18 protein-coding genes and 2 pseudogenes are annotated in these 25,288 nt (G+C 35.7%); 2 read left to right on the top strand and 18 right to left on the bottom strand.

Annotated features, from left to right (window positions below):
- Window positions 1–101: 101 nt before the first annotated feature.
- From F4V44_RS11755 to F4V44_RS11740, 4 genes are all read right to left on the bottom strand, one after another.
- Window positions 102–650, bottom strand: a complete 549-nt coding sequence (locus tag F4V44_RS11755; RefSeq protein WP_150440213.1) for a cysteine hydrolase family protein — start codon at window positions 648–650, stop codon at window positions 102–104.
- 68 nt (window positions 651–718) lie between these two features.
- The gene (locus F4V44_RS11750) at window positions 719–1,519 is read right to left on the bottom strand and encodes an NUDIX domain-containing protein (protein ID WP_150440212.1); all 801 of its coding nucleotides are present in this window, start codon (window positions 1,517–1,519) and stop codon (window positions 719–721) included.
- A gap of 197 nt (window positions 1,520–1,716) precedes the next feature.
- Complete coding sequence (locus F4V44_RS11745; protein ID WP_223881880.1) at window positions 1,717–3,423, bottom strand: methyl-accepting chemotaxis protein; 1,707 nt, start codon at window positions 3,421–3,423, stop codon at window positions 1,717–1,719.
- 258 nt (window positions 3,424–3,681) lie between these two features.
- Window positions 3,682–4,368 carry an HD domain-containing protein gene (locus F4V44_RS11740; RefSeq protein ID WP_150440210.1) on the bottom strand — a complete coding sequence of 229 codons (687 nt, stop codon included), beginning with the start codon at window positions 4,366–4,368 and terminating at the stop codon, window positions 3,682–3,684.
- A 279-nt stretch (window positions 4,369–4,647) separates the two neighbouring features.
- On the opposite strand from F4V44_RS11740, the gene F4V44_RS11735 reads away from it, so the two are divergent.
- Window positions 4,648–4,938: a hypothetical protein gene (locus F4V44_RS11735; RefSeq protein ID WP_223881868.1), complete on the top strand. Its 291-nt coding sequence runs from the start codon at window positions 4,648–4,650 to the stop codon at window positions 4,936–4,938.
- Here F4V44_RS11735 and F4V44_RS11730 read toward each other — a convergent pair.
- Window positions 4,903–5,574, bottom strand: a complete 672-nt coding sequence (locus tag F4V44_RS11730) for an oxidoreductase (protein ID WP_150440209.1) — start codon at window positions 5,572–5,574, stop codon at window positions 4,903–4,905. The genes F4V44_RS11735 and F4V44_RS11730 overlap by 36 nt on opposite strands.
- Before the next feature lie 214 nt (window positions 5,575–5,788).
- Here F4V44_RS11730 and F4V44_RS11725 point away from each other — a divergent pair, with 214 nt between their 5' ends.
- Window positions 5,789–9,193 carry an SCO7613 C-terminal domain-containing membrane protein gene (locus F4V44_RS11725; RefSeq protein WP_150440208.1) on the top strand — a complete coding sequence of 1,135 codons (3,405 nt, stop codon included), beginning with the start codon at window positions 5,789–5,791 and terminating at the stop codon, window positions 9,191–9,193.
- An 870-nt stretch (window positions 9,194–10,063) separates the two neighbouring features.
- On the opposite strand, the gene F4V44_RS11720 is transcribed toward F4V44_RS11725, so the two are convergent.
- The 13 genes and pseudogenes from F4V44_RS11720 to F4V44_RS11650 all read right to left on the bottom strand — a co-directional run bounded on the left by F4V44_RS11720 (window position 10,064) and on the right by F4V44_RS11650 (window position 25,224).
- Window positions 10,064–10,594 carry a CBO0543 family protein gene (locus F4V44_RS11720; RefSeq protein ID WP_150440207.1) on the bottom strand — a complete coding sequence of 177 codons (531 nt, stop codon included), beginning with the start codon at window positions 10,592–10,594 and terminating at the stop codon, window positions 10,064–10,066.
- A gap of 412 nt (window positions 10,595–11,006) precedes the next feature.
- Window positions 11,007–11,366, bottom strand: a complete 360-nt coding sequence (locus F4V44_RS11715) for a hypothetical protein (RefSeq protein WP_150440406.1) — start codon at window positions 11,364–11,366, stop codon at window positions 11,007–11,009.
- Between the two features lie 219 nt (window positions 11,367–11,585).
- Window positions 11,586–12,725: pseudogene (locus F4V44_RS28130) on the bottom strand (RNA-guided endonuclease TnpB family protein).
- A 317-nt stretch (window positions 12,726–13,042) separates the two neighbouring features.
- On the bottom strand, window positions 13,043–13,447 hold the full coding sequence (gene hepT / locus F4V44_RS11700; protein ID WP_150440204.1) for a type VII toxin-antitoxin system HepT family RNase toxin: 405 nt from the start codon (window positions 13,445–13,447) through the stop codon (window positions 13,043–13,045).
- On the bottom strand, window positions 13,437–13,844 hold the full coding sequence (mntA, locus tag F4V44_RS11695) for a type VII toxin-antitoxin system MntA family adenylyltransferase antitoxin (protein WP_150440203.1): 408 nt from the start codon (window positions 13,842–13,844) through the stop codon (window positions 13,437–13,439). Before mntA ends, hepT begins: the two co-directional genes overlap by 11 nt.
- 759 nt (window positions 13,845–14,603) lie before the next feature.
- Complete coding sequence (folD, locus tag F4V44_RS11690) at window positions 14,604–15,455, bottom strand: bifunctional methylenetetrahydrofolate dehydrogenase/methenyltetrahydrofolate cyclohydrolase FolD (protein WP_150440202.1); 852 nt, start codon at window positions 15,453–15,455, stop codon at window positions 14,604–14,606.
- A gap of 1,145 nt (window positions 15,456–16,600) precedes the next feature.
- Window positions 16,601–16,711: pseudogene (locus tag F4V44_RS11680) on the bottom strand (IS1595 family transposase); the annotation flags it as partial.
- Between the two features lie 135 nt (window positions 16,712–16,846).
- Window positions 16,847–18,787: an LTA synthase family protein gene (locus tag F4V44_RS11675; RefSeq protein ID WP_150440201.1), complete on the bottom strand. Its 1,941-nt coding sequence runs from the start codon at window positions 18,785–18,787 to the stop codon at window positions 16,847–16,849.
- 312 nt (window positions 18,788–19,099) lie between these two features.
- Entirely contained in the window at window positions 19,100–20,482 is a 1,383-nt protein-coding gene (locus F4V44_RS11670) for an IS4 family transposase (protein ID WP_150440200.1), read from the bottom strand.
- Window positions 20,483–20,958: 476 nt separating this feature from the next.
- Window positions 20,959–21,591: a hypothetical protein gene (locus F4V44_RS11665; RefSeq protein WP_223881867.1), complete on the bottom strand. Its 633-nt coding sequence runs from the start codon at window positions 21,589–21,591 to the stop codon at window positions 20,959–20,961.
- A 779-nt stretch (window positions 21,592–22,370) separates the two neighbouring features.
- Complete coding sequence (locus F4V44_RS11660) at window positions 22,371–22,547, bottom strand: sigma-54 factor interaction domain-containing protein (protein ID WP_263406659.1); 177 nt, start codon at window positions 22,545–22,547, stop codon at window positions 22,371–22,373.
- Window positions 22,548–22,559: 12 nt separating this feature from the next.
- Window positions 22,560–23,609 carry a GAF domain-containing protein gene (locus tag F4V44_RS11655; protein ID WP_150440199.1) on the bottom strand — a complete coding sequence of 350 codons (1,050 nt, stop codon included), beginning with the start codon at window positions 23,607–23,609 and terminating at the stop codon, window positions 22,560–22,562.
- A gap of 145 nt (window positions 23,610–23,754) precedes the next feature.
- On the bottom strand, window positions 23,755–25,224 hold the full coding sequence (locus F4V44_RS11650; protein WP_223881866.1) for an aldehyde dehydrogenase family protein: 1,470 nt from the start codon (window positions 25,222–25,224) through the stop codon (window positions 23,755–23,757).
- Window positions 25,225–25,288: the final 64 nt, after the last annotated feature.

Below are 25,288 nucleotides of genomic sequence, written 5' to 3'. Positions count from 1 at the left end.
CGAAGCCTCCTGTAATTGTTTTATCCGAACATCTTTAAAATGTTATTTTTTACAAAAAAAGATAATTTATAACTTAATCAAACTTGCTCACCGATTTTCCTTTAAACAACTTTGGCTCCTAGTGAAGAAACAAAATGCTGTAGTGCCCACTCATGTCCGGCAGGGTTGAAGCTTGCTGTTGCCTGTTTGTGTATGACGATGTTAAAGCCTTTATTATAAGCATCAACAGCAGTATGAAGGATACAAATGTCCGTGCAAACCCCGGTCAAATGAATTTCTGTAATCCCGCGTTCACGCAGTTTCAGTTCTAAATCTGTTCCAGCAAAGGCGGAGTATCGGGTTTTGTTCATCCAATAAACATGCTCTTTGTGCTTATTATTCTCATAAATGGTGTTTAATGAACCATATAAATCGCGTCCTTTTGTTCCGACGATATTATGCGGTGGAAACAACTTAGATTCCGGGTGCATATGGTCATCTTTCTGGTGTGCATCAATAGCAAATACAACATAATGTTCTTGTTCAATAAATTCCTTTGTGATGTTAGAAATAGTCTCTTCAATTTCCTGACCAGGCTCTCCACATGTTAATGCGCCCTCATCAGCAACAAAATCAACGGTATAATCAATCGAAATTAATGCTTTTTTCATGGAATATTCTCCTTATTGGCAATTAACGATTAACATAATGTTAATCAATAACCCCAAAAAATATATGGCTAATATTTAGCACTATAAATGGAAACAAATGGCTCATAATCATTAAACGTATAGAGCTGAGCATTTCCCTTTGACCATTTGTTTGTCTTTTTCGGCTCTCCGTTATGCATGACCTTTTCAATAAAAGGCAGAGACGGAGCTTTTCTAAAAAACTGTGAATCTAATTTAATCCATGGCTCATCTAGTACGGTCAATAATACTCCTTGCAGCTCAGAAAGAACAAACTCCCTTGGCAGGAAATTTTTCGCTAATGTTGTAAGAGACATATCTTTTTTTATAAACCAGAGGGCATCATTAATGACCTGTGCATGGTCAAAGGCAAGCTCAAGCTTTGTCAGTTCTTTCATATCAAATAACTCAACCTCAGAAGCATCATCTGCCGCTTTTCTTTTTTCCAATACGGTCTCTGGAACAATGGCATAATGGGCATTTGAAATAATCCAGCCGCGCCGGTCTCTGCCATATTTATCATAGACACCAAAATGCTTAATCTTAACCCCATTTATTCCAGTTTCTTCTTCCAGTTCGCGGACCGCTGCTTCGTAAGCCGTTTCATCAGGTTGAATAAAGCCGCCCGGAAGTGCCCATTTCCCGCCTTCTATATTTGGCAGTCCTTCACTATTTAAAGCTGCCCGCTTAATTAGCATAAGCTTTAAAGTTTTCTTAGGCGGCTTATACGCCCCCACCTCCTGTGAAATGATCGTGAAAACAGCTATATCAGAAGTGTAACCATCTGGAGTTCGATATTTACTCGAATCATAATGCTTCAACGCCTCTTCATTGGATTGAAAACTAGACAATAAATCACCAGCTTTCTTGTTATATACTTTTCGATTAACAAATCGTTAATTGTTAATCTTATTATATGCGAAACTATTCTGGAAGGCAATGGTTTTTTTGCAAAATATAGAAAAAAGAAGTTTATTCACTACAGAACTAGGAATCAACTTCTTTTATATGTATATGGTAAAACGTAGTAAGCTATGATGTTCAAGTATTATAACGTAAATTTATCTATTTCAACAATGACATCCTTACTTATAGCACTTAATTGATTAGCTGAAGCGGAAACTTCTTCTGTAGAAGCATTCATTTGTTGGGAGGAAGAAGAAATTTCTTCAGCTGAAGCAGCCACTTCCTGTGCTACAGCCGAAGCACCTTGCAGTTTGTCCAAGATGACACCTTGATTTGTTTGCAGTTTTCCCATTGAACCATTAATGCTTTGCATTTTAGGAATAATGTCGTTAATCGCACGAATAATGTTTTTAAAGGAAATGACTGAAGTATTGGTCACTTCAATTTGATCATTTACATCTTTAATCATATCATCTGATGTATTAACCATATCCTTCGTTTCTAAGGAAATTTCAACAACCAGTTTATGAATGTTTTCTGATGAAAGCTTGCTTTGTTCAGCTAGTTTTCTGATTTCCTCAGCTACAACAGAAAATCCTTTACCAGCTTCCCCTGCTCTAGCCGCTTCAATGGAAGCATTGAGTGCTAATAAATTGGTTTGGTCTGCTATACCATTAATAAGATTGGTTATATTACTAATTTTATTAATGCTGGATTCGAGGTTTGATATTTTGTCTTTTAAAGCTTTTGCAGCAGAATTTACTTCAATGATGGAATCTGATAAAACAGTCATTTTTGTACTGCTATCCTTAGCCATTCCATCAACATGCCCTGCACTCTCAGCCACTTTGTTTATGGATATGACGATGCTGTCCATTTCCATTCGGAAGTCATCCAAAATAGTTGTTATATCTGCTAAATTCTCTGATTGAGAGCTGGTTCCCTTTGCTACTTCATTAATAGACTGAGAAACACTTTGAGTGGCAGCTGACATTTCTTCAAAAACGATACCTAAGTTATCCGCCTGATATTCAATATGCTTCGATTTTTCTTTGACTGTAAGAATCATGGTCTTAATATCCTCAACAGTATTCGCCAATGCTTTCTTCATTAGACCAAATTCATTTTGATAACCCTGATCAATTTTCAGTGTGAAATCTCCATTTGCCACAGTATTCAACAGAGAAATCATTTCTTTTGCTGAACGCTTGATAGAAATGACAGTGATTACGACAATGAATCCAAATATAATAGCAACAGAACTAAATAAGTAGAAAATAGTCTTATTGCTGCTTTCATAGGTTTGTAAACTGTTATTATTAGCGGATTTAGCTTCTTGTTCATTCATTTCTTTTAAAGCAGTCAGACTAGCATATAAATCTGTTCCAATTAAATCAAGCTCATCAAATTTAGTATCAGAAAGTATACCGGTAGTATCAATTTCTTGTTTGGCATCCTCCCATGTTGATAGATAAAGTGAAAGCTGTTTTGTAATATTTTTAACATGCATCGCTTCATCATTTTGAGAGCTTTTAATATAATTAGCGCGAGAACTGCTATAGGAATGAATTAAATCAGTAATTTTTTTATAATCTGCTTGGATTGAGTCTGGAAGCTTTACATCCTGTCTAGTCGAATAATCTCTTACACTAATTCTTATATTGGAAAAAGTTCCTCTCATACTGCTTATTTGTGTAAGCGGAATTAAATTTTCATTGTACAGCAATCGGTTATCATCATTCATACTGGCCATTCTGTTTGTGCTGAAGAAACCAATAATACCCATAAATAGAACAGCTATAATGGCCATTATTGTTACGATATGAACAATTTTTAAGTTCTTTCTCATATTTAACAACCCGTTCAACTCCTTTACATTAACTATTAGAAAAATGTATTCTACCAAATTATAATATATTAAAATAACAATACATATGGCAGTGGCTGAAAGATTGTGAACGATTCATGAAAAGATAAAGAGTGGCTGTCCTATAAGATATCAAGCATCCAATTTTATTTATATCTAGTTGCCATTTTACGTAAAGTGATACTAGTTATTGAATAGTGGTACCTGAAACCTTTACTCTTAGGACAGCCCTTAGTGCTTTCATCTATATTTGGATAACCATTTATAATGTAAGGAATTTTCTTGATGACTTTCGTGAAAAAAGTTTTCTAGGAATTCTACCATGTACTCATGTCTTTCATTAGCAAGATTTTTCGCAGCTGGTGTGTTCATTCTATCCCTAAGTAAAAGGAGTTTTTCGAAAAAATGATTAATCGTGGTTGTTTGCTGTGATTTATAATCTTCTGCTGTTTCGTGTATTTTCGGTTCAATTAATGGATTATATAGTTCTCTCCCCCTTAATCCACCGTATGCAAAGGTCCGTGCAATACCAATCGCTCCTAATGCATCTAATCGGTCCGCATCCTGGACAATTTGTCCCTCCAAGCTTTTCATAGCAACTTGTACTTTAGCACCCTTGAAAGAAATATCTTTTACGATTTGGCAGACATGAGTGATTACTTCCTCGTCAACCTGCAGTGATTCCAGCCATTCCCTTACTATCTTTGGTCCTATCGTTTCATCCCCATCATGGAATTTCCAATCAGCGATATCATGCAGGAGAGCAGCCAGTTCAATTACTTCCTTTTGTACTGCTTCAGTCGTTTCGTGCATGATTTGTAAGCTGTTTGCATAGACACGTTCAATATGCCACCAATCATGGCCTGAGCTATCACCGGATAATTTTTGTTTTACAAATTCCTTTGTTAATTTTACGCTGTCATACATGTGTTGCCTCCAGTTTTCGAAAAAGTATTCCCTAATTTTTAATCCATCTTTTAGCATTGTGTTTTATTTGGCTAATATATACGTGGATAGATGTTAAAGTTTATGCAAATTATTGGGGCGAGGATATGATTTTATTGTGTAATTAGCACATAGTGTTATTTGTTTTATCTTTTCGGATGATCATAAAAAAAGTTCTTGTAATAAATAAACGTCCTTTTTGAACGAAATCAGCTGATTTTTCATAAAATATCCTAAAATATGGGTTAGGATGTGTAGAAATTGTATCCTTGGTATCGAAATCAGCCGATGTTGATTGGTCAGGCCTGGATGGGCAAGCATGTGATAATCATAAAATGCCAAATGGATACAAATTTGGTATTGCAAGTCCATACAAGCTATCATGCACCAATGGAACCGATACAAAAAAATTGTGCTGAAACCTTGTCCCAGCACTTGAGTATCGGCTATCGAGTGATTGATGTAACATATATTCCTCCAAATGCCGTACAATATCTGTTAGTATTAGAAAACCAACTATCTACTAGCCGCAATCTGTTCAATTTGCTCTGAAGGATAAATGCTAATACCCTTCTTATTCATCTGAGCAATCTTATACATAGCTAAAGCGACGGTCCTGCCTTGAATTGCCTTGTACTTTTTCAGTGGACCAATAAATAAAAACGGGAAAATCGTAAAAACAAGTTCACCTGCTTTTTCCCCAAACCGAAATTCATCTCGTTCACCTAATAATAAGGATGGCCGCATAATTGAGATACTTTCGAATGGAACCTTGCTAATTTTCTCTTCAAGCTCTCCTTTCATCTTCGCATACCAAATCGAAGAATGAGGATTCGCATTCATCGAGCTGACGATAAGGAATTGATTTGCTCCATTTTCACTTGCCAGCTTGGCCATTTGAACAGGATATTCCACATCTATTTTGTACATAGATTCCTTCGTCTTCGCTTTCTTAATTGTCGTTCCTAAGCAGCAATACACATCATCTACCGCAAACCTATCCTTGTATGTATCCAGGTCATCAAACGATATGATTTTTTCCTCTAACTTTGTATGCTTTAGGTTTAACGGAGATCGTACGATAGCGATTACCTGATCATATTCTTGTCCTTCAAGTAAATAATGAAGCAATTCAGTGCCTACTAAACCGCTGGCACCAGCAATTAACGCTGTTTTTTTCTTCTGCAAAATGGATGCCCCCCTTTCAAATCACCACACTCATTCTACTTTATCGAGGTAGGAAAATCACGATTTTTCCATACTTTTGTAAAAAAGTATCATCTATTTATTACTGATATAAGCAACTACCTCTTTTGATTGCTATAATCTTAATAGAGAGAATATAGTGAACGAATGATCTATTTTGAAAGAAGAAGAAATATTAAAACATAAGGAGGGAAATATGATGCAGAGAAAAGTTCCCTATTCTCGAAGGCAAGTTTTTAGGGAGGAATTACGTTATTTAAAGGAAAATAGCTATATTGATGAAGATGATTATCAAAAAATACACCTTGCGTACAATCAATATGTACAGGAGCTGGATGAACAACAACAAATAATTGAGTCTGCTGCCCTTAAAAAACCTAAATTTGAAAAACCAAAACCAATCAAAACAAAAACAGCCCTGACAGCAGAACAAATAAGAGAACGAAATATTACTTGGGCTTTGATACTTGGTGTTATTCTCCTCTTCATTGGCGGGTTAGTCTTTGGCACCAGCAAATGGAGTTCATTAAATAATCTGTTTAAAGTGCTACTAGTTTCTATGGTATCGGGTGTATTTTTTGTCAGCAGCTATGTCGCAGATAGATATTTGCACATTCAGAAGACTGCTTTTGCGTTTATGACATTAGGAAGCTTATTTCTTCCCATCTCAATACTTTCCATTGGATTTTTTGGACTGCTGGGAAGCTGGCTTTCCTTTTACGGTGGAGGCAAATATTTATTTGGTTTTATTGGCAGTAGTATCTGCTTGATGCTTTACATCTATCTAGCAGCCCAATATAAACACCGTTTATTTATCTGGTTTTCCTACTTAACTGCCACAATCAGTGTTGGCTTTTTACTTTCAATGACCTATTTACCACGTGATTTTTTCTATCTCGGGATTATGCTTTATAATGCACTGTTATTGTTCGGCTATTATAAGTGGAAAACAAATAAACGTTTGGAATTATTTACGAAAGAATTGCCTCTTTATGCGCAATTAAATTTAATAGTCAGCACTTTACTTATGCTATTTTTCTATGAAAATGCGATTCTTTACAGCTTTAATATCTTATTGACAGCAGCACTCTATATTTCGATGGTTTATGTTAATAAAACAAAACATTATCACTATATTTTCACTCTGCTCTTTGTTTATGGCATGTACCAATTAATCGAAAATACCTACCTGGAATCTATTCGTTATATAGGCTTTGCCTTTATTGGGATTCTTTATTTACTAGTACAAAAATATGCAGATAAAGAGAACCATTTCAAAAGGATGTTTCAAATTACAAGCGCAATTATTTCCTTTTGTGCCTTTCTATTTATTAGTATTCAAGGGCTGTTATTACGCTCAGATGAAGATTCCCTTGTGTTGTTTGCAGCTTATATCATTATTGCAATCAATTATGTCTACTTATCCAATATTGCGAAGCCGCGGATTTTCCGCTTTTTAGCACCCTTTTTCCTACTAACAGCCGGCCTGCAGAGTTATTATATTCTTTTTAAACATGTGAATGGCAACTATGTAGATTTATATCTGTTTGCCTTTGCAACGATTATGTTTCTTGTCTTTTATCTAAAAAATAGCTTTACATACTTAATCCCAATAAGAACAAGTAGTTTCATCATCTCAGTTGCTACCATGATTCTCATGATTCTCGTTGCTGTAGGGAATAGAGAATTAATGCATGCTTCTATTCTCTTTTTCGCATTTGGGCTTGTTGCTCTCTTGGCCTATAAATTCCCATTGAACGAAAAATGGCAAAAGGTATCCACATGGGTTTACTCCGTTGCTTGGGTATGTTCATGGATTTGTCTATTCGATTGGTTAGATCGACATGTACCTGTTTACCGCTACGAGGTAGAAATCATGGGCCATTTAGCTCTAGGCGGATTGCTTTTGTTGGCGGTCAGTTATGTTTGGAAATCGAAAAACCAGCATGCATTAGATTTAAATACGTTTATAATAGCTGCAGCACTTTACACACTTGGAATGTTATCTACTCTGTTAGAGGGCTCTGAGCATCCAATCTTAACATCTTCTATCTATGCCATTGGAATCGCTTTTTACATTCTGCTTGTATACAAAGTCAAGATTATAGGATTGTGGACGCTCGTCAGTGTGACGACCATCGCCTTCTTCGCTTCTTTAGCGCAAGTCTTTCAGCTTGAAAACAATAACACGTTAGCTGTGATGCATTTCTTACTGATTCCCGTCTTATTACTTGCCGTTTATGAGTTTATCGGCAGAAAAGTAAATGATTTAAGGCCATATTTTTTCTGGTCAGCCCATGCCTTTTTAGTACCAGTCTTTCTCGTTTCACTCTTTTATATTTTCTTTGCAAAATTACAGCCTGCGATTCTTTTAATCGGAATGGTGCCTTATCTTTACAGTGCGTTAACTCGAGTAAAGGAATGGGAAATAAAATTATTTTTATATGCAGGCTTCAGCACCCTGCCACTTTTTATTTCTGTTACAATCCGCTTTTATCACTGGGATCAATTATTTAGAGGGGAACACTTATTTATCCTTGTCTCGGGAATTATTTCAATTGTATGGTTGCTTGGGAATGATACGTGGAAAAAACGGATCGATTGGTATTTAGTGCCACAATCTTGTTTAGGACTGTTGATTTTCATTCCATTCGTAAATGAGCTTGAACCTTTCAATCTAGTATTAGTGGTTATCTATACGGTTTTCATCTTATTTTTACTTCATCGCAGAAGCTGGAAAATGTATACGATCATTCCCTTATTACTCTCAACCGTATACTTAACCGTTACTCTTTCTTTTTGCGAAAAGTGGATGAAAATCGGCCTTGTCTTAGTAGCTTTTCTGGCACTTCATCTATTCGGCCGTTACGCTTTTGCAAGACTAGTTTCAATCAAGCCGCTGCAAATTGATTGGTACACAGTGATTTCGAGTATATATGTATGGATGCTGTTTGTCATTATTCACAGTGACGACCCATTATGGCTAAAGCTGCTTCCTTCTTTATTAATTGTTTATTTCTTCTATAGCCTAATTAATCGATTTACATCGATTGTAGAGAAAATGATTGTCAAAACCATTACAGCCATTTCCGTATTGTTACCGTACTACATTACATTAGCAGAGTTCGAAACGAATCAATACATTGAAACAGAGCTATACACCCTGCCATTCATCGTATTAACCATATTCTTAAGCACACATACGTGGAAGGATTATAAAAAGATGATGAGGGTGATTCAATTAGTCGTACTCCTCATAGTCACCATTACTCTTGTAATCGACGCACTATACAGTAATACGATTTATGATGCGATTATTATCGGAGTCTTGTCACTAGGGGCCATCTTAAGCGGCATGCATTTTCGCATTAAAGCCTATTTCTTTGTCGGCATCAGCGTACTGTTACTGAACGTCTTATTACAGACTAAACCATACTGGGGCAACTTCCCGTGGTGGGGCTACCTCATCATTGCCGGTTTAACCTTGATCGGCTTTGCAAGCTCCTACGAACTGCAAAAACAAAAGAAAGACAGCAACAAAAGATCATTTTTCCAAAAAAAGAAAGAACAAATCCTTCAGAAATTTAAGGATTGGGATTAAGGAGAAAGTACATCACTTTCTCCTTCTTTTTTTCTTAAACGATGTTTTAATAACTAAATCGCGAAAAAAAAAGATCAACCAGAAAGAACATCTGATTGATTTCATCAATATTATTAAAGGAATATCTCAATGGCTTACCAACCATTTGTCTTATATTATATAGAAGAAATATTACTATAAGATATTATTGAGTTTAATAATCTTAACAATTTCTTTTCACCTTCATATGATTTCGTAAAAATAGAGGTAAGCATTTACAATTTTCAATATTTTTCAATGATTTTATACAAAAATAAATCATCAGAGGTTCCGTCCTCTATATTAACTAAAAACGGTAGTCGGTATCAGTGTATTGTTACTGAACGTCTTATTACAGACTAAACCATACTGGGGCAACTTCCCATGGTCGGGTTACCTTATCATTGCCGGTTTAACCTTGATTGGCTTTGCAAGCTCCTACGAACTGCAAAAACAAAAGAAAGACAGCAACAAAAAATCATTTTTTAAAAAAAAAGAAAGAACAAATCCTTCAGAAGTTTAAGGATTGGGATTAAGGAGGAAGTATATCGCTTTCTCCTTTTTTTCTAAAACGATGTTTTGATAACTAAATCGCACAAAAAAAAATCAACCCGATAGAGTATCTGGTTGATCTTATCCATTTATTAAAGAAATATCTCAATGGCTTACCAACCATTTGTCTTATATTATATAGAAGAAATATTACTATAAGATATTATTAACTTTAATAATCTTAACAATTTCTTTTCACCTTCGTATGATTTCGTAAAAATAGAGGTAAGCATTTACAATTTTCAATATCTTTCAATAGTTTTATACAGAAATAAATCATCAGAGGTTCCGTCCTCTATATTATCTAAAAACGGTAGGAGGAACATCAAATTGATGCCATAAGAATAAGATAAATATTATTGAAATCACCCAAGCAAATGGCGGTTTTCGGTGATGAATAGCTAAGCTGGTGAACATGACCACGTTAAAAAGAATCGACCATATTAAATTCCAGCCATTATAGTATTTTATAAGATGAAAGTATAGATCCATCAGTTCGTTAAAAGAATATAAAATAACCCAAAAGGCTATGTATAATACCTGTTTTAGAAATTTATGCTCAGGAAAGTGCGTTAAAAAAATGATGGTTGTTGCCGGATATTTAATAAGCATAATCGATAGAGTTATGTGAGTATTAGTTAAGCCTAATTTACCATCACCATCTGACGGATTGTATTTCCACATGGGGTAATGGTCTGACAGCAAATATAAATATAGAAAATCTCCTATCATAAAAAACAGAAGGGTTGGATAATACTTATGCCAATTCTTCCAATCACCCCATTTCCATAAAGCAAATAACCAAATAAAAGTATAGATAGCGTTAGTCATTATGTTACTCCTTTTCTTATCATATAATATTCAAAAATTCAGATTAATCATATTATATTAAAATGATGATATGAAAACTATTCTACTTTAGTATCATTATGATAACGATAGTTGCGTACAAAAGGATTATTAGTTTTAATAAATAAAACTTTTATAAAAAAACAAATTTTTTATATAGATGATAAAAGGACGTTCTTCTATTAAAGAAACGTCCTTGGTTATTGCTATTTTGACACCTCATTATTTTTTCTGCTGAAAACGAGAGGAAGATGATTATATAAATTATATGATTAACCATAATCAAACAGAAACAACTATTCGTATAATACAATTTTTACGAATAGTTTACCATAATTTAATTATGTTATTTAATTGATTGAATCCCACTCACACCTGGAAGGGGGGAGGTTATTTATTTTTGTTCCTCTGGATAATAAAGATATTTCCGCAAACATACATCACGATGCTTTAATGTTTCACCCTTAAAACGTAACCATATTTCATCATCAGCCATGACACCATGTGTTTTACGGACAATAGCCCAGCGATTGTAGCTATTTAAGCCCAGTGCAGCAAGTAATTCATCGGCATTTACTCTTGTTTCGGGAAACACACGCCACTTCAACCATCTTTCTAGCTCATCTTTAGTAATATAGCCCTCTAGATAAGGTGAAAATTGCTTATTAAAGCCTGTAATATAGTTGATAACATATGGTTTATCGCTCCCGTTAGGTTTTAAATCAACACTCGCGATAACATCATCCATCAACATCACATGAACCTCTCACGACTAAAGTCGCGAGTTTCTAACAGTCCTGCAGACTGAAAGGACTCGACTATTTGACCTGAAGCTAGTCACGAAATTCCTGCTTCACAGAGAACGGCATCCCATTACGAACGTCTTACACTCTCTCCATTGTCCAAATGCTCGACAAACAGCACACATGATGCTGACAGGCACACCCCGCGATTCCCGCGGTAGAGGATAAAACTAAGCACTTTTGGATGCTCGTAAAATGCGAATACCTTCCTCTTTTATATTAACTGCTGCATTGATATCCCGGTCGTGTTCCTGACCACAATTCGAACATACCCAAATACGGTCTGAAAGGGATAATAAAGTGTTTTTCTCCTTACAACCATTACATTGCTTGGAGGAAGCAAAGAAACGGTCGATTGGAACCACTTTTTTATTGTCCCAAGCAGCTTTATACGTAACATAGGTAACAAAAGTAGCCCAACTGACATCCGCAATACTACGTGCTAACTTTTTATTTTGAATCATTCCTTTTACATTCAAATCTTCCAACACGATCACTTGGTTTTCGTTGACCAGTTTTCTAGATTGTTGATGCAAAAAATCTTTACGCGTATTGGCAATTTTTAAGTGAAGTTTCGCAATCTTTCGTTGTAACTTTTTATAATTAGAAGAGCCTTTCTTTTTGTTTTTTAATCTACATTGTAATTTTGCCTATTTATACAGGTAATTCTTTAAAAACTGAGGATTATCGACTTTATTCCCATTAGAGTCAATTAAAAAGTGGGTTAACCCAAGGTCACAACCGATGACTTTATCTGAAGGAATCGTGGTCCAATCGATTTCATTCTCCAATGGAATTGTTTCTTCCAATTTTAATGAAATATGCGTTTGACCGCCACTGTGAATAGACACAGTAGCCCCTTTGATTTTACCTTTTATTCCATTTTTCTTAAACAACAGACGCTGCTTTTTAGAAAATTTTACTTTTACCCAACCCAATTTAGGTAATTGAATATGTTGGTTTTCCATATCTAATTTAATATTTCCATTTGTTTCTTTTGTAGAATAGCTTTGTTTAGATTGGTGTTTTGATTTGAACTTTGGATAGCCGTTTTGACCTTTAAAAAATCGGTCAAATGCATCATCCACCTGTTCCATTGCACATTCTAAAGCAAATTTATCAGGCACTTTTAACCATTTAAATTCAGGATGGTCTTTTAAACTAAGAAATGCCTTTTTGAATTCACCGTAGTTTAACGTTTCACCTGTTTCCCGATACACTTCTTTTTTTTCATTCAAATAAAAATTATAAGTAAAACGAGCGCACCCAACAGACTGCACGATTAATTCATGCTGTTTTGGTGTTGTCATGGCTCGAACTTCCATCCCATAAAGATGTAGTTTCAAACCTTGTTTTGCCAGTTCTTTATTCCGTTGTTCAACGGTCTTCTTTGCCATAACAAACACCTCCTTTTATCTGATAGTCTTATTTTACCAAACAGAACTGATGTTTGCCATTAGATAGCGCGCTTATTTAGAAAAAATACCTTTATTGAACAAAAAAACACCCTAACTCACGACTGAAGTCACGAGTTTGCGGGTGTTTCGTTATCAAATTTTAAATAATCAATCAATCATTTTCACCTCGAATCAGTAGCGTAAACTAGATCGCTTATCGAATCTTTCTCTTAATATGTAAGAATGGTTTTAGTAAACTGCATAAAGTCTACTAAATGGTTTTCTATAATTTTTTGTAGAATGAGCAAATTAATTTCTTGATAATCATGAACAGCGATATTTCTAAACCCAACCATTGCTTGCATCTTTTTTGAAAGGGATGAGGGAATGATTCCTTCTGTTTCCAATATGGTAAATGCATCACGACTAGTTTGAGGCAGTCCTAATTTTTTCTCAGCAACAATATGCATAGCTAGGTCAATACTAGCTTCACAAGCTCGTTGAAGATTTAATATGATCGAATCTTGTTTAGTGAAATTTTTCAAATGCTCAGGATCATTAGCGTATTCTTCATGTATCCGTTTCATACAGCGCTCAATAATGCTGATTTTATTGAGAATAACGTCATTTTTCATATATTGTCCCACTTTCCTCAATATTTTTTAGTATGGGAGAACGTTCTTCATTTAATTTAGCGTATAACTTTAAGGCTTTCATCTCAAATTGAGCTTTCTTATATTCATCTGTACAATAAATTACTTTTCCGGTACTTACTATTTGGGCTTGGAATACTGTGCTGGCCTGACTTAAATCAACCAGATCAACATCTTGATGAAGTATGGAGGCAAGTTCCTGAGCTATCAAGAATATCTCATATGGGTCAGCAACCTTATTATCGCTAAGAAAAGCAACATCAATATCACTACTTTGATGAATGTTTCCTTTAACGGTTGAACCAAATAAGATGATTAAAAATGGAGATAATTTTTCCGTTAAAACGTCAGTAATAATCTTTTCTATATTCTTACTCAATGGCCAATAACCTCCAAATATTTCCTTTTATTATAACAGAGATCTAATTAACTTTTCATCTATTCGTAAAATATGGATTATACGAATAATTTATTAACTTTTTTCCTTACTTCCCCATACTCACAACGTTCAATTTATTACTTAAGTATTAAATTAATTGCTTTGACTATACATGGTTCGAAACAAAAACAATACTAACAGCATTTAAAAGTTTTAAAGTCGATTTTGATAATCTATATGTTGAAGTTAAAGATTTGTATTTTAATCGAGTTATCTTTCCTTTATCAATAACATTTAGCTTTTCGTTATGAGTTAGATTGTAAATAATCTTGGACACCTGTTGTATTTACGGAGAATTCTTTCCAAACATTAAATTAATAAAGTTAAGTGCTATGACAACTATCCAGATTTAGAAATCGGAATGATATTATGCGATGGTCCTAAATATGCAGTAACTTGAAAACCGCCTTTGTTGGATTTCACGATTTCTGCTGATTTGTTCCAGTCAATGACCAGCGCATGGAAAGAGCTTGTCCATTTAGGGGAGTTGGCAAGCTAACTCGTCGACCATTTGAACAGTGAAAAATCTAACGATTCCAGGATGTATAAATAAAAATAGTCTGTTTGTTCTTTTTTTCAAATAAAAGTAGTCACGTAGAACCTTACGTGACTACTTTTATTTTTTTAGCTGCAAAAGGGCACGAGGTGCGGGTAGGACTTAATATCATGATAGAAAGGACAGCAGCTTTCACATTTACATTATCTTAGGCTTTCTTTGGCAGATTTTAATGTATTATACATCAGCATGGTTATTGTCATCGGGCCGACCCCTTTTGGAACAGGGGTAATATATCCCGCCTTTTCACTCACCTCATCAAAGGCAACATCTCCGCAAAGCTTGCCGGCTTCATTGCGGTTAATCCCGACATCAATGACAATAGCACCTTCTTTTATGTGTTCTGCTTTGATAAAGTTTGCTATTCTGACATCAACAATCAAAATATCCGCCTGCGTCGTATGTAATTTTAAATCCTTCGTTTTAGAGTGACAATAGGTAACGGTGGCATTCTGGTTCAGCAATAATTGTCCAATCGGTTTTCCAACAATATTGCTTCTTCCAACCACCACAGCATTTTTACCGGAAACAGAAATTCCGGACTCTTCCAGTAATACCATAATCCCATATGGTGCGCAAGGGAGGAAGGCATTTTGGCCCGTCATCATTCTGCCGATATTGATTGGATGAAAGCCGTCAACATCCTTTGCAGGAATTATTGTTTCAATAACTTTTTTTTCATCAATGTGTTTTGGAAGCGGAAGCTGAACCAAAATGCCGTGGATTTTTGGGTCCCCATTCAATTCTTCAATCTTTGCCAACAATTCTTCCTCTTTTGTTTCTTCAGGCATTTCAATTAATAAGGAGTACATTCCAAGTTCTTCACATGCTTTTTGTTTAATGTTTACGTAAGTCCGGGAGGCGTGGTTATTTCCGACAAGAATCACTGCCAATCCAGGAATTACAACCTTAGCTTTAAGCTGTTTAACTTCTTCGCCGATTTCTATTCTTTTTTTTGCGGCAATTTCTTTTCCGTTGATGATTTTAGCAGTCATTTTTTTCTCTCCTTAACTTTTTGTGACTCATCAAGCAATCTTCATCCGGAATATGCTTTACCTTCGAAAGAACACCATTTAAACTTGATTGACTGATCCTACCCATTCATGATCTTCGTTAAAACTGGGAGTTCAACTCCATTTTAAGAGAGTCTTCCCCTTTGGTGTCATTTTATAAACGTGCTTTCCAGAATTACATCAAATTGTGGTTTTGAAACTTGCACCTTCGGTGGCTTGTCGCATCGCACTCTCTCATAACCATCATCCGCTCATATTCAGTTTTTTAAGCTTAATAATTGTAAATAAGAAAAACCGGGCAAAAAAACCGCCCGGTCCTTTTCTGTTTAGCGAATATCCGATATTTTGTTGTACTCTATGAATGTACACCTTTATAATACTCCGGATACATTTCTCCCCCACACTTTTCGCATGAAAACATTGGTGGTGTGGTTGGGTCTCAATCATCCATTAAGTCAAAGTCCCTTACCACACTTAACGGAATCTCCCGCTTCAAATTTCGTTAGAAATTAAGCGATGAGCTAAGGTTCCATTCTGAAGGCAGACTGATTTCTTGAGTTCATAGTAACACGAGCCCTTTGAACAGGCCATCGGCTTGGAATTGAGAATTGTCATTTATACGTTTGTACATACTTTCTTATCTGTATATAACAGGTATATTATATACAATTTGTAAAATCTATATTATACGAATAATTGAATACCCCCACATTTGTAATAAACTGTCATTTTGTGTAATCTACAAAGACAAAAAAGTACGTACAGCCTTGGGCAAAAAACTTAAGTTCGGAAATTTTATTAATTGCTCTATAGTCAAACCCAAAACAAAGTGACCACTAAAAAGTGGTCACTTTGTTTCTCTAAGGTTTAATTTTCTCCTATGAACTTTCATGGCTTAAAGTTGCCAAACAAGGCAAGGTACATAAAGTAGATGATGTAATTTGGAATACATCAGTTGGAAAAAAAGCTGCCAACTTAATGCTAGATGTTATTGAGAATTAATTCTTAAAATAGAGAAATAAAAAAGACCTCTTCAGAGCCTCCTCCACAAGTTTGTCTACAATCGTATTCCTCCCCTAAACATAAATGCCAATAACTATGTCAAAGAAACTGCTCAGAAAAGCTACTGTCGAGAAAGATGCAGTAAGCGCAACAATTAAACACTCTCGTAGTCGGTGTTTTTCTACTGGATTTAGTTTTTGAATGGCTTTAAGAATATCAGTTGCTCTCACGATCATCAACAACTTTTATATAGTTAAACCCATTTTGGAACATAAGTTCCTATAAATCAAATTATCAACAACAATCTTTAACAGAGCCAAATATAAAAGAAGGCTGCCTGAGTTAAAACCCAAGCAGCCTTCTTTATTTATTTATTTGGATGTACTTACAGTTTTTTCATTATAGTCATACTTTGTCCGATCAATTGGCTTAAAGCCTTCAGGTGTGTAGAAGCGCAATAAGTCACCATTAACTACTTTATCCGACATCGCCAGCTTTTGGTCCACAATTTCGTGGTACTTTTTCGCTTCTTCTAACTTGTCCTCAGGCAGCTCTAAACCAGTTGTTGAATCATAATACTTGTCACCAACAGCTGTAATAGTTGGACTTACATAGTCGCCATTTCGGAATGGCACAAGATCATCGTGCTGTTCAGACAGTAAATCCGTACCGAATTGAACGTATTGTTTTGAATCACTTCCTAACAAATGAAGAAGTGTTGGAAGAATATCTACCTGACCGCCGTATTCGTGATTAACCCCGCCTTGAATTCCAGGTACACGAATAAATAACGGCACACGCTGAAGTCCTGCGCTTTCAAATGGAGTAATTTCTTTTCCAAGCACTTTTTCCATTGCTTTATTATGGTTTTCGGATATTCCATAATGGTCACCGTACATAATAATAATGGAACGGTCAAGTAAGCCAGTTTGCTTTAAATAATCAAAGAACTCTTTTAACGCTTCGTCCGCATAACGGGCTGTTTGGAAATAATCATCGACTGAAGCATCGCCTGTTGCAGCAGGTGCGATGGTCGTTAGAGATTGCTCCATTTTATATGGATAATGGTTTGCAACCGGAATAAATTTCGCATAAAACGGCTGTGGCAAAGTTTCCAATAATGCAGTCGATTGTTGATAGAACGGTTTATCCACCATTCCATATTCCGCTTTATTTTCTTGACTTAATTGATAGTAGTTACTATCAAAAAATTTATCGTAACCAAATGATTTGTAAATTTCATTGCGGTTCCAAAAGCTTCCTGAATTAGCATGGAATACCGCAGAAGTATATCCCTGCTGACCTAAAATTCCCGGAGCCGATTGGAAAGTGTTCATTCCTTTCGTCGTAAAGGCAGCACCTTGCGGCAGTCCATATAAAGAGTTTTCAAGCATAAACTCAGCATCTGCTGTTTTCCCTTGACCTGTTTGATGGAAAAAATTATCAAAATAAAGGGTATTGGCGTCATTTGTTAACGAGTTTAAAAACGGTGTAACTTCTTCCCCATTAAGCTTGTAATTCATAAGGAAATTTTGAGTTGACTCCAAATGCAAATAAATGACGTTCATTCCTTTAGCTGCACCAAAATAAACCTGATTCGGCGTTGCATAATGGGAATGGGTATAGTTCCTCACATCAGTGATATCGTCGCTGCTAGCCATTACACGCTGCGCCGATGCCTTTGTGCTTGTCACCGCATCGTAAATAGTATAATTGTACATACCTAAATATTTAACAATATAGTTTCTGTCAAATCCTCTTGTTAATAATTGCGGACGGTCTACCTCTGCTAAAGAGAGATTGGCACAGGAAATGGCAAGTACCATTGAGAATAGAACAGCCACCTTTTGACGGCGCATATCTATTTTCTCGATTTTCACAATCCGAAAAACAAGTAATGCAACTAATAGAATAAGATCAATAAAAAATAAGAAATCATATGGTTTCAATAAAGTTGACACACTTCCGCTGACATCGCCAAAGTTTTGTGTCTGAGTCAATGTTGGCAACGTAATGAAATCATTAAAGAATCGATAGTATACCACATTGGCAAACAATAAGAACGATAAAAGAAAATCTATCACAATCAGTGCAATATATTTTTTTCTCCCTTTAAATAAAGCAGAGAATCCTAAAAATAGTAACGCTGAACCTAATGGATTAATAAATAATAGAAACTGTTGAATAAAGTTTTGAATTTCTAAGTCAAATTGAGTTAATTGGGTAACATATGTTTTCATCCAAAGAAGAATGACGGCCAAAAAGAAAAAGCCAATATATTTTTGAGAAATACCTTGAACTTTTTGTTTCATTAATTAAGCACCTACCTTCTAGCAAACCATTATTACATAATCTAGCTTATATATAAATATATGATTAATACTATTTAATCTATTAATTAGCTTATATGGAAATTATGAACAAACTATGAACAAACCAAAAGAAGGTGCTTAGCACCATAGCCATCAAGTTAATAAAAAATGACAGTGAGTTTTTTACCTCCTGTCATTTTTTATGTTTATTTATACACGATTGTTAAATTAAGCATACTCAAATAAGCCTATTGAATAGACTTTTTAAATTTCCACTTAATATTTTCACCAAACCAGCTTGTTATTTAACTGTTAAGCAGCGTCCCTTTTACTCTTGTTGTAGGCAATGCAAAGTATATCGAATGGGGATTTTTTCTTGTAACGGTGTGATTTAATTCCGTTTTTTTCAATTTGGTCTAACATGATCTCGATTGGATCAAGTATTGCATCTACTCCCTCCAAGATTGCTTTGTGAAGCGCTGTTATAAATTGTCTTATAATTGATATAGCTAAATATTCACTAATTTCCTTTCTTTTCTTCATATAGAGTAGTTCTCTGATTTTAAAAGCTAAGGTAGAAGTGATGAGTAATGCAATGAAAGTTCCATATAAATGACACTCAAATCGTTCCACTTTCATTTTCTTTACCTCGTGAATATGGAAAAGTGATTTCCAAGTTTTAAATAATAGCTCTATTTGCCAGCGAAGTGAATAGAAAGATTGTAATTCTTCCTTCGGAATACTTTGTTGTGGTATATTAGTTATGAGGGTGCTTAACCTAGATAGGTTAAGCGTTTGGTGTGAATATTTCACACCTTTTTTACTTTGTTGTTTTTTTCTTCTCTCAAGCCTTTGTTTTGTCTGTTCATCTGTTAATTTACATAAAATCAAACGGGGAATCTTTAACTTTTTTTTGCCTACATAGATATTTTCTATTTCTCTTACTTCACCAATATCCATTTCTTTCATTACTCCTTGTAAATCTAGCTTAATGAATTGCCCCCATTCATCCTTTACATAGATAACAATTTGAGGTCTTAACCTTGAAATATAATAAGCTTCCTTTTTGTCTATTTGTTCTAATTCATCAAATGACAAATAGCCTAAGTCACGCATAATTAAGTCCTTTTTTTGTATAGTACTGATTAGCGTGGGGCCAAACGCCATATCACTATCTCTGCCATTTTGTACAACACAATGAAGAAATTCTCCGCTTAATAGCTCATACTCCAGCTGAATCTTAACCCCTGATTTATGATATCCCACATACTTTTCTGCGAATAGACATGGGAGTTCAAAACCTGATGAATCTAAGATCCGGATCCGCAAAATATCAGGATAATATAAATTTGGAAGTGAATGAGATAAAAAGTCTTTAGTAAAGAGCTCTTGGAAGACTTTCTTCAATAAATTGACTCCCTCTTTACAATATCGCAGGTTTAACCCCTCTGTACTAAGAGAGACATTTCGCGTTGAAGCGAGGACAGCACATAATTGAGTTAAGGATTTTGTCCCAGAATGATGATTAAAAAAAACGCAAAGGGAGACGAAATCAAGTGGACTAAGCTTTCTGGCGCGTTTAAGAAATAATTCTTTTCTGGCAAGTTTATCAAGGTAGTTAGAATTAAAGATTTTTGTTAATTCCTCAGAAATCAGTTGGAAATCTTCTTCGACACTTAATTTTCGATTCAACATAAATAAGACCTACCTTTCATCTATCCTCAATGAAATAATAGGCCTTTTTTAATAAATTTGGTATATATTATCTAAACTTGATGGCTATGGTGCTTAGCACCTTCTTGCTTTTACTGATTCAGCTATAAATTGTATAAGAATAACAAACAAAATGGCGGAAATAAGCGTGGTCAAATAAATTTGATTGAGTTAATCAAAGAAGCTCTCTTTGCGTCCAATTTTCTATTTTCGAACGTTTGTCCTATTTCAAAGGATGCTGTGTTTGCATTTACTAATAACATAGTTTTTAAAAAAAGAAAGGGTGTGAAGTTTCTTTGGAGGTTTTTATTGTACCTGATGATTTCTCTACCATTCAGTCGGCTGTCACTGCAGCGAATCCTGGAGATGTTGTCTTCGTCAAAAATGGCGTCTATCATGAGGAGGTAGTTGTGGATAATGATGCAATTCGTCTCATAACGCAAAGCCCGCGTGCAGTCCTAGATGGACAAAATACATTGGGCACTATCCAACCTCTTTATTGGCAGTTCTAAATTTGTTTTGCAATAAGCACTCCGAACAATAAATAGCCCTTCATCAATCTCAATCGTTCCTTCTTTTATAAAAGGAATAAGCTGGTCCAAGTTAAAAGCAATAGAATGTTGAATAGATATTTCCCCTGCCTTCATCGAAATATAAACACTCTGCTCATTTTCCCGAACCCCTACATGTTCAATTCCCCAAGCTTCATATAAAAAATCAATAAACGGATATAATATGTCTTCCCCTTTTGGAATATGGATATGAACATAGCCCTTATAATCTAATGTCTCTTTATGAATTTCATAACAAGGTTCCAACCCATATTTTTCAATTCCTTCATTATATTCCACCCATTTTTGATAGTATGGAAGATAAAATCCCCAATTTAACTCCTCATCTTTTATCACCCTAGCAGATGTACTATCTTTAGATTGAAAATACTGAAAAAGCGCAATGTCATAGTTAGAATCATAATATTCATTTTTCCGAACACGTTCAGATTCCAAGGACTGAAACAAATCTTTTGCTACTACGAACACCTCTTCTGAGATGACATAATTTGTTCTTTCATCACCGAAAGGTACCTCCACGGCTTTAATGGTTCCATCCTTGATATATTTATAGACACTTTGAACAGATAAACCTAACTATTTTGCTACTTCTGAAGGACGCATTCCGGTTGATGCCCTTTCTTCTCCTCAGCTAAACGGTCTACTTCTTCTTTATAATATAGAGCCTCCCGGTACAATCGATGTGGGTCTCCATAGATTTAGTTGAAAAGATAAGAAAAAGCACCTAAATATAGCTTAGGCACTTGAAAAATAGATCTATTATCTATGTATCTTAAGAGGTTCCATTATTCTTAGAACATGGGTATTTTTAGAGTTTCAGAAGAGGACTCTATTAAAACTGTACAGATTTCCAATGTTATGCAAACAATACTACATAAAATGTTTAGTCTAGCGTAATGAGCATTAATTAAAAAGGATGCTACGCTGCATAACACTCAGAAATTAATGTGGATGCAACCCCTCTACCCCGAGCACTCGTAGATACATTTAGCATCCATAATTCTGGATAATCAGGTCATCTTCAACAAGCCCTTTGTATTAGCCCATTTTAGGAGCAAATAAAACAACACTCCCCGCTATTTCTCCATCAATCTCCGCTACTATTTGTTCAATATGAGGATGTATCTTCTATACATCTGACGAAATTTGCTGATATAGAACCTTTCAATGATTCTTAGGAATCTTATGAGCGGAAGCATGTTCTTTGTATACCTTTATTCTTAGTTCTCGAATAGCTGGTAATTCTTGCTCTAAAGCATTGCGATATTCACCCTTATCACTCGCTATTTCACATTCTTTTAAGGCCAGATGCTCTTTTTTTCATTGAATGTAGCACAGTTCACGGCCACAAACGGTTTGTTTTTTCTCATACTATTTTCATGTATGAACTGTGAAAGTACTTCTTTTCCTGTCCCGCTTTCGCCAATTAGAAGCACAGACATATCCCGATTGGCAACCTTCTTTAATTTTTCCAACAAACTTAGCTATCAAGGAGATTCCCCGATTATTTTATTTTGTATAGCATCATTCACTGTCGACATACCATCGTTGGTTGAGAATGCTCTTTTACCGCTTTGAGATTTGTAGTCTGAAGAAGTTTTTTTTACATTGCCCTCAGGCTGTCGCCTCATTTGGATAAGGGCACCAATAATCCGATCTTTGTAATATATGAACTGAAGATCTCCACCCGATGAATCTGTGGAAAAAGGCAATGGGCGCTCATGAGCTGTGGCTAAAGCAGAAAGACTCAATACAGATTGTTCCTGATTCATCTGGAAGAACTGATACCAATCAAATGGGCTGCTCCAATCTTGCTGCTTGAAGAATTCCGAATCATTACATCGAATAATCTGTCCTTCAAGATTAACAACAAGGAGGATATCTTTAGACGATCGCATGTCTTTCTCCAAATATGCATTTTCTAGATAAAGTCTATGAATCTGCAGTTGGTTAAAAACTTCCATCTCCAAACTTTTGGCTAGCGTTTCAGTCAATTCTACGGCATTGGTTGGAAAATCCTCAGGAAAGCAGGTTAGATTCAATACGCCGATGATCTTTCGGTTGATCGGATCGAGAATCGGGACACCCGCATAAGATATTACCTGCCAGCTCTCACAGAAATGCTGCGCATCGTGGATCACAACAGATTTACCGGCAGCAAGCGTCGTTCCACATAATTCCTCGCTCCATACTCCTCCTGGAACCGCATTAAAGGTTTTCAGCAACTCCATCAAATCCTCCTTAGCATATAGCCCTAGGAGCCTTGCTTGGTTGTCTGCTAAAAGGAAGGAATAATTCGAATTAGAAAATGATTTGATTTTTGGGATTATGGTTTGGAACTCATCGTATAGCAGGCTAGATGTCTGCTGTTCTTGAGTATCCATTGGATTTAATACTTTAGGAGATTTAGACAAATGTAGATCTACTTTATAGGCTAAACTTCGATTCCTAGATTCCGAAATAATCAATGGAGTATCAGAATGAACTTGTCCGCTAGCTAGGAACTTTTCTCTAGCAAGAAACCGATTCATTTTCATATCCTAACTTCCTCCTCATTTTTCTATTAAACTCTTATATCTTAGAGCTCTTTCTATAATCCACTTATGCATTACCGATATATATGAAGAAAATCCCTTTAGTCTTTTGGACCAAGGGATCTTCTTTATAAAATAAAACTGAATATTAGAATGGAAACGGACGGTTCTCCTTCTGAACGGATACCCAGCGAGTTGTCGTAAACTCATCAAGAGACCAATGTCCGCCATATCGGCCTACACCAGAGGATTTTTCTCCACCGAACGGAACGTTCGATTCACAGTTTACACTTTGGTCATTTACGTGAATCATTCCAGTTTGTATTTGTAATGCCACTTCAACACCATGCTCTAAATCACCAGTAAAAATGGAGCCGCTTAAACCATATTCGCTATCATTTGCGATTCTAATAGCTTCTGCTTCGCTATCTACTGGTAAAATAGCTGCAACAGGTGCAAATTGCTCATTCTTTGCGATGGCCATATCATTTGTCACATTTGTTAGAATAACAGGCTCCATTAGTGTTCCTGTCACATTACCCCTTTGGATACATACTGCCCCTTCACGGATTGACTCATCAATCCACTCTTGAACTTGTTCTAGTTGATTCTTAGAAATGAGCGGCCCGACGAATACTTCTGGATCAGCCGGATTTCCGGATTTTATAAGTTGTGTTTTTTCCTTAAATACTTGGACAAATTTATCATAAATTTTCCGATCAACAATGATTCTATTCAATGCCATACAAATTTGGCCTTGATGCAAAAACTTTCCAAACACAGCGGCGCTCGCTGCTTGATTGATATCAGCATCCTCAAGGACAATCATCACATTGTTTCCGCCAAGCTCTAAGGCTACACGTTTAAAGTGCTTCCCACAAATCTCGCCAACCCGTTTTCCAACCGCTGTTGAACCTGTAAAGGAAATGACCTTTGGAATTGGATGTTCAATAAAGACATCTCCGATTTCACTGCTAGAGGCAACAACCGCATTTAATACCCCTTTCGGTAATCCAGCCTCTTCAAAGATTTTTGCAATAAATAACCCGCCAGAAATGAATGTTTGTAAGCCGGGTTTTACAACCACACCATTTCCAACGGCTAAAGCTGGAGCAATGGCACGCATTGACAAATACAATGGAAAGTTAAATGGACTAATGACACCCACAACTCCCACTGGCAGACGATACACACGGTTTTCTTTACCTGGGATCACGGATGATACAACTGACGTTTCCATTTGAAATGGCAGTTCTGCAAATTCATTAATATCAGCAATCGAAAAGTCCACCTCAGCATTAGCTTTTGCAAAGCTGCTTCCCGTTTCAGCAATAAGAATCTGGACAATTTCCTCTCTACGATTTTCTAACACTTCAGCGGCTTTTTTCAAGATAGCTGACCGTGTTTCCGGACTTGACTTTTGCCAGCTCTTCTGAGCTTTTGCTGCTGACTGATACGCTGCATCAATGTCCTCAACGGAAGCCAATTGAATTTTTACTAACTCAGAGTGGTCAAATGGATTCTGATTACTATTTTCACTTTGGCTCTGCCCTTTTCTCCATTCTCCACCGATATATTGATTACTCCATTGACTAAACTTTGTCATTACTGTTGTCATAAAGTCCATTCCCTTCTAAGTCATTTCTCCAACTTTATTATCCATTTAATAGTTATCCGGTTTT

The sequence above is a fragment of the Niallia endozanthoxylica genome (assembly GCF_008710145.1).
Classification (GTDB): domain Bacteria; phylum Bacillota; class Bacilli; order Bacillales; family Cytobacillaceae; genus Bacillus_BD; species Bacillus_BD endozanthoxylica.
The sequence above is the reverse complement of the archived record's forward strand: the minus strand, read 5'-3'. Positions and strand labels throughout refer to the sequence as shown.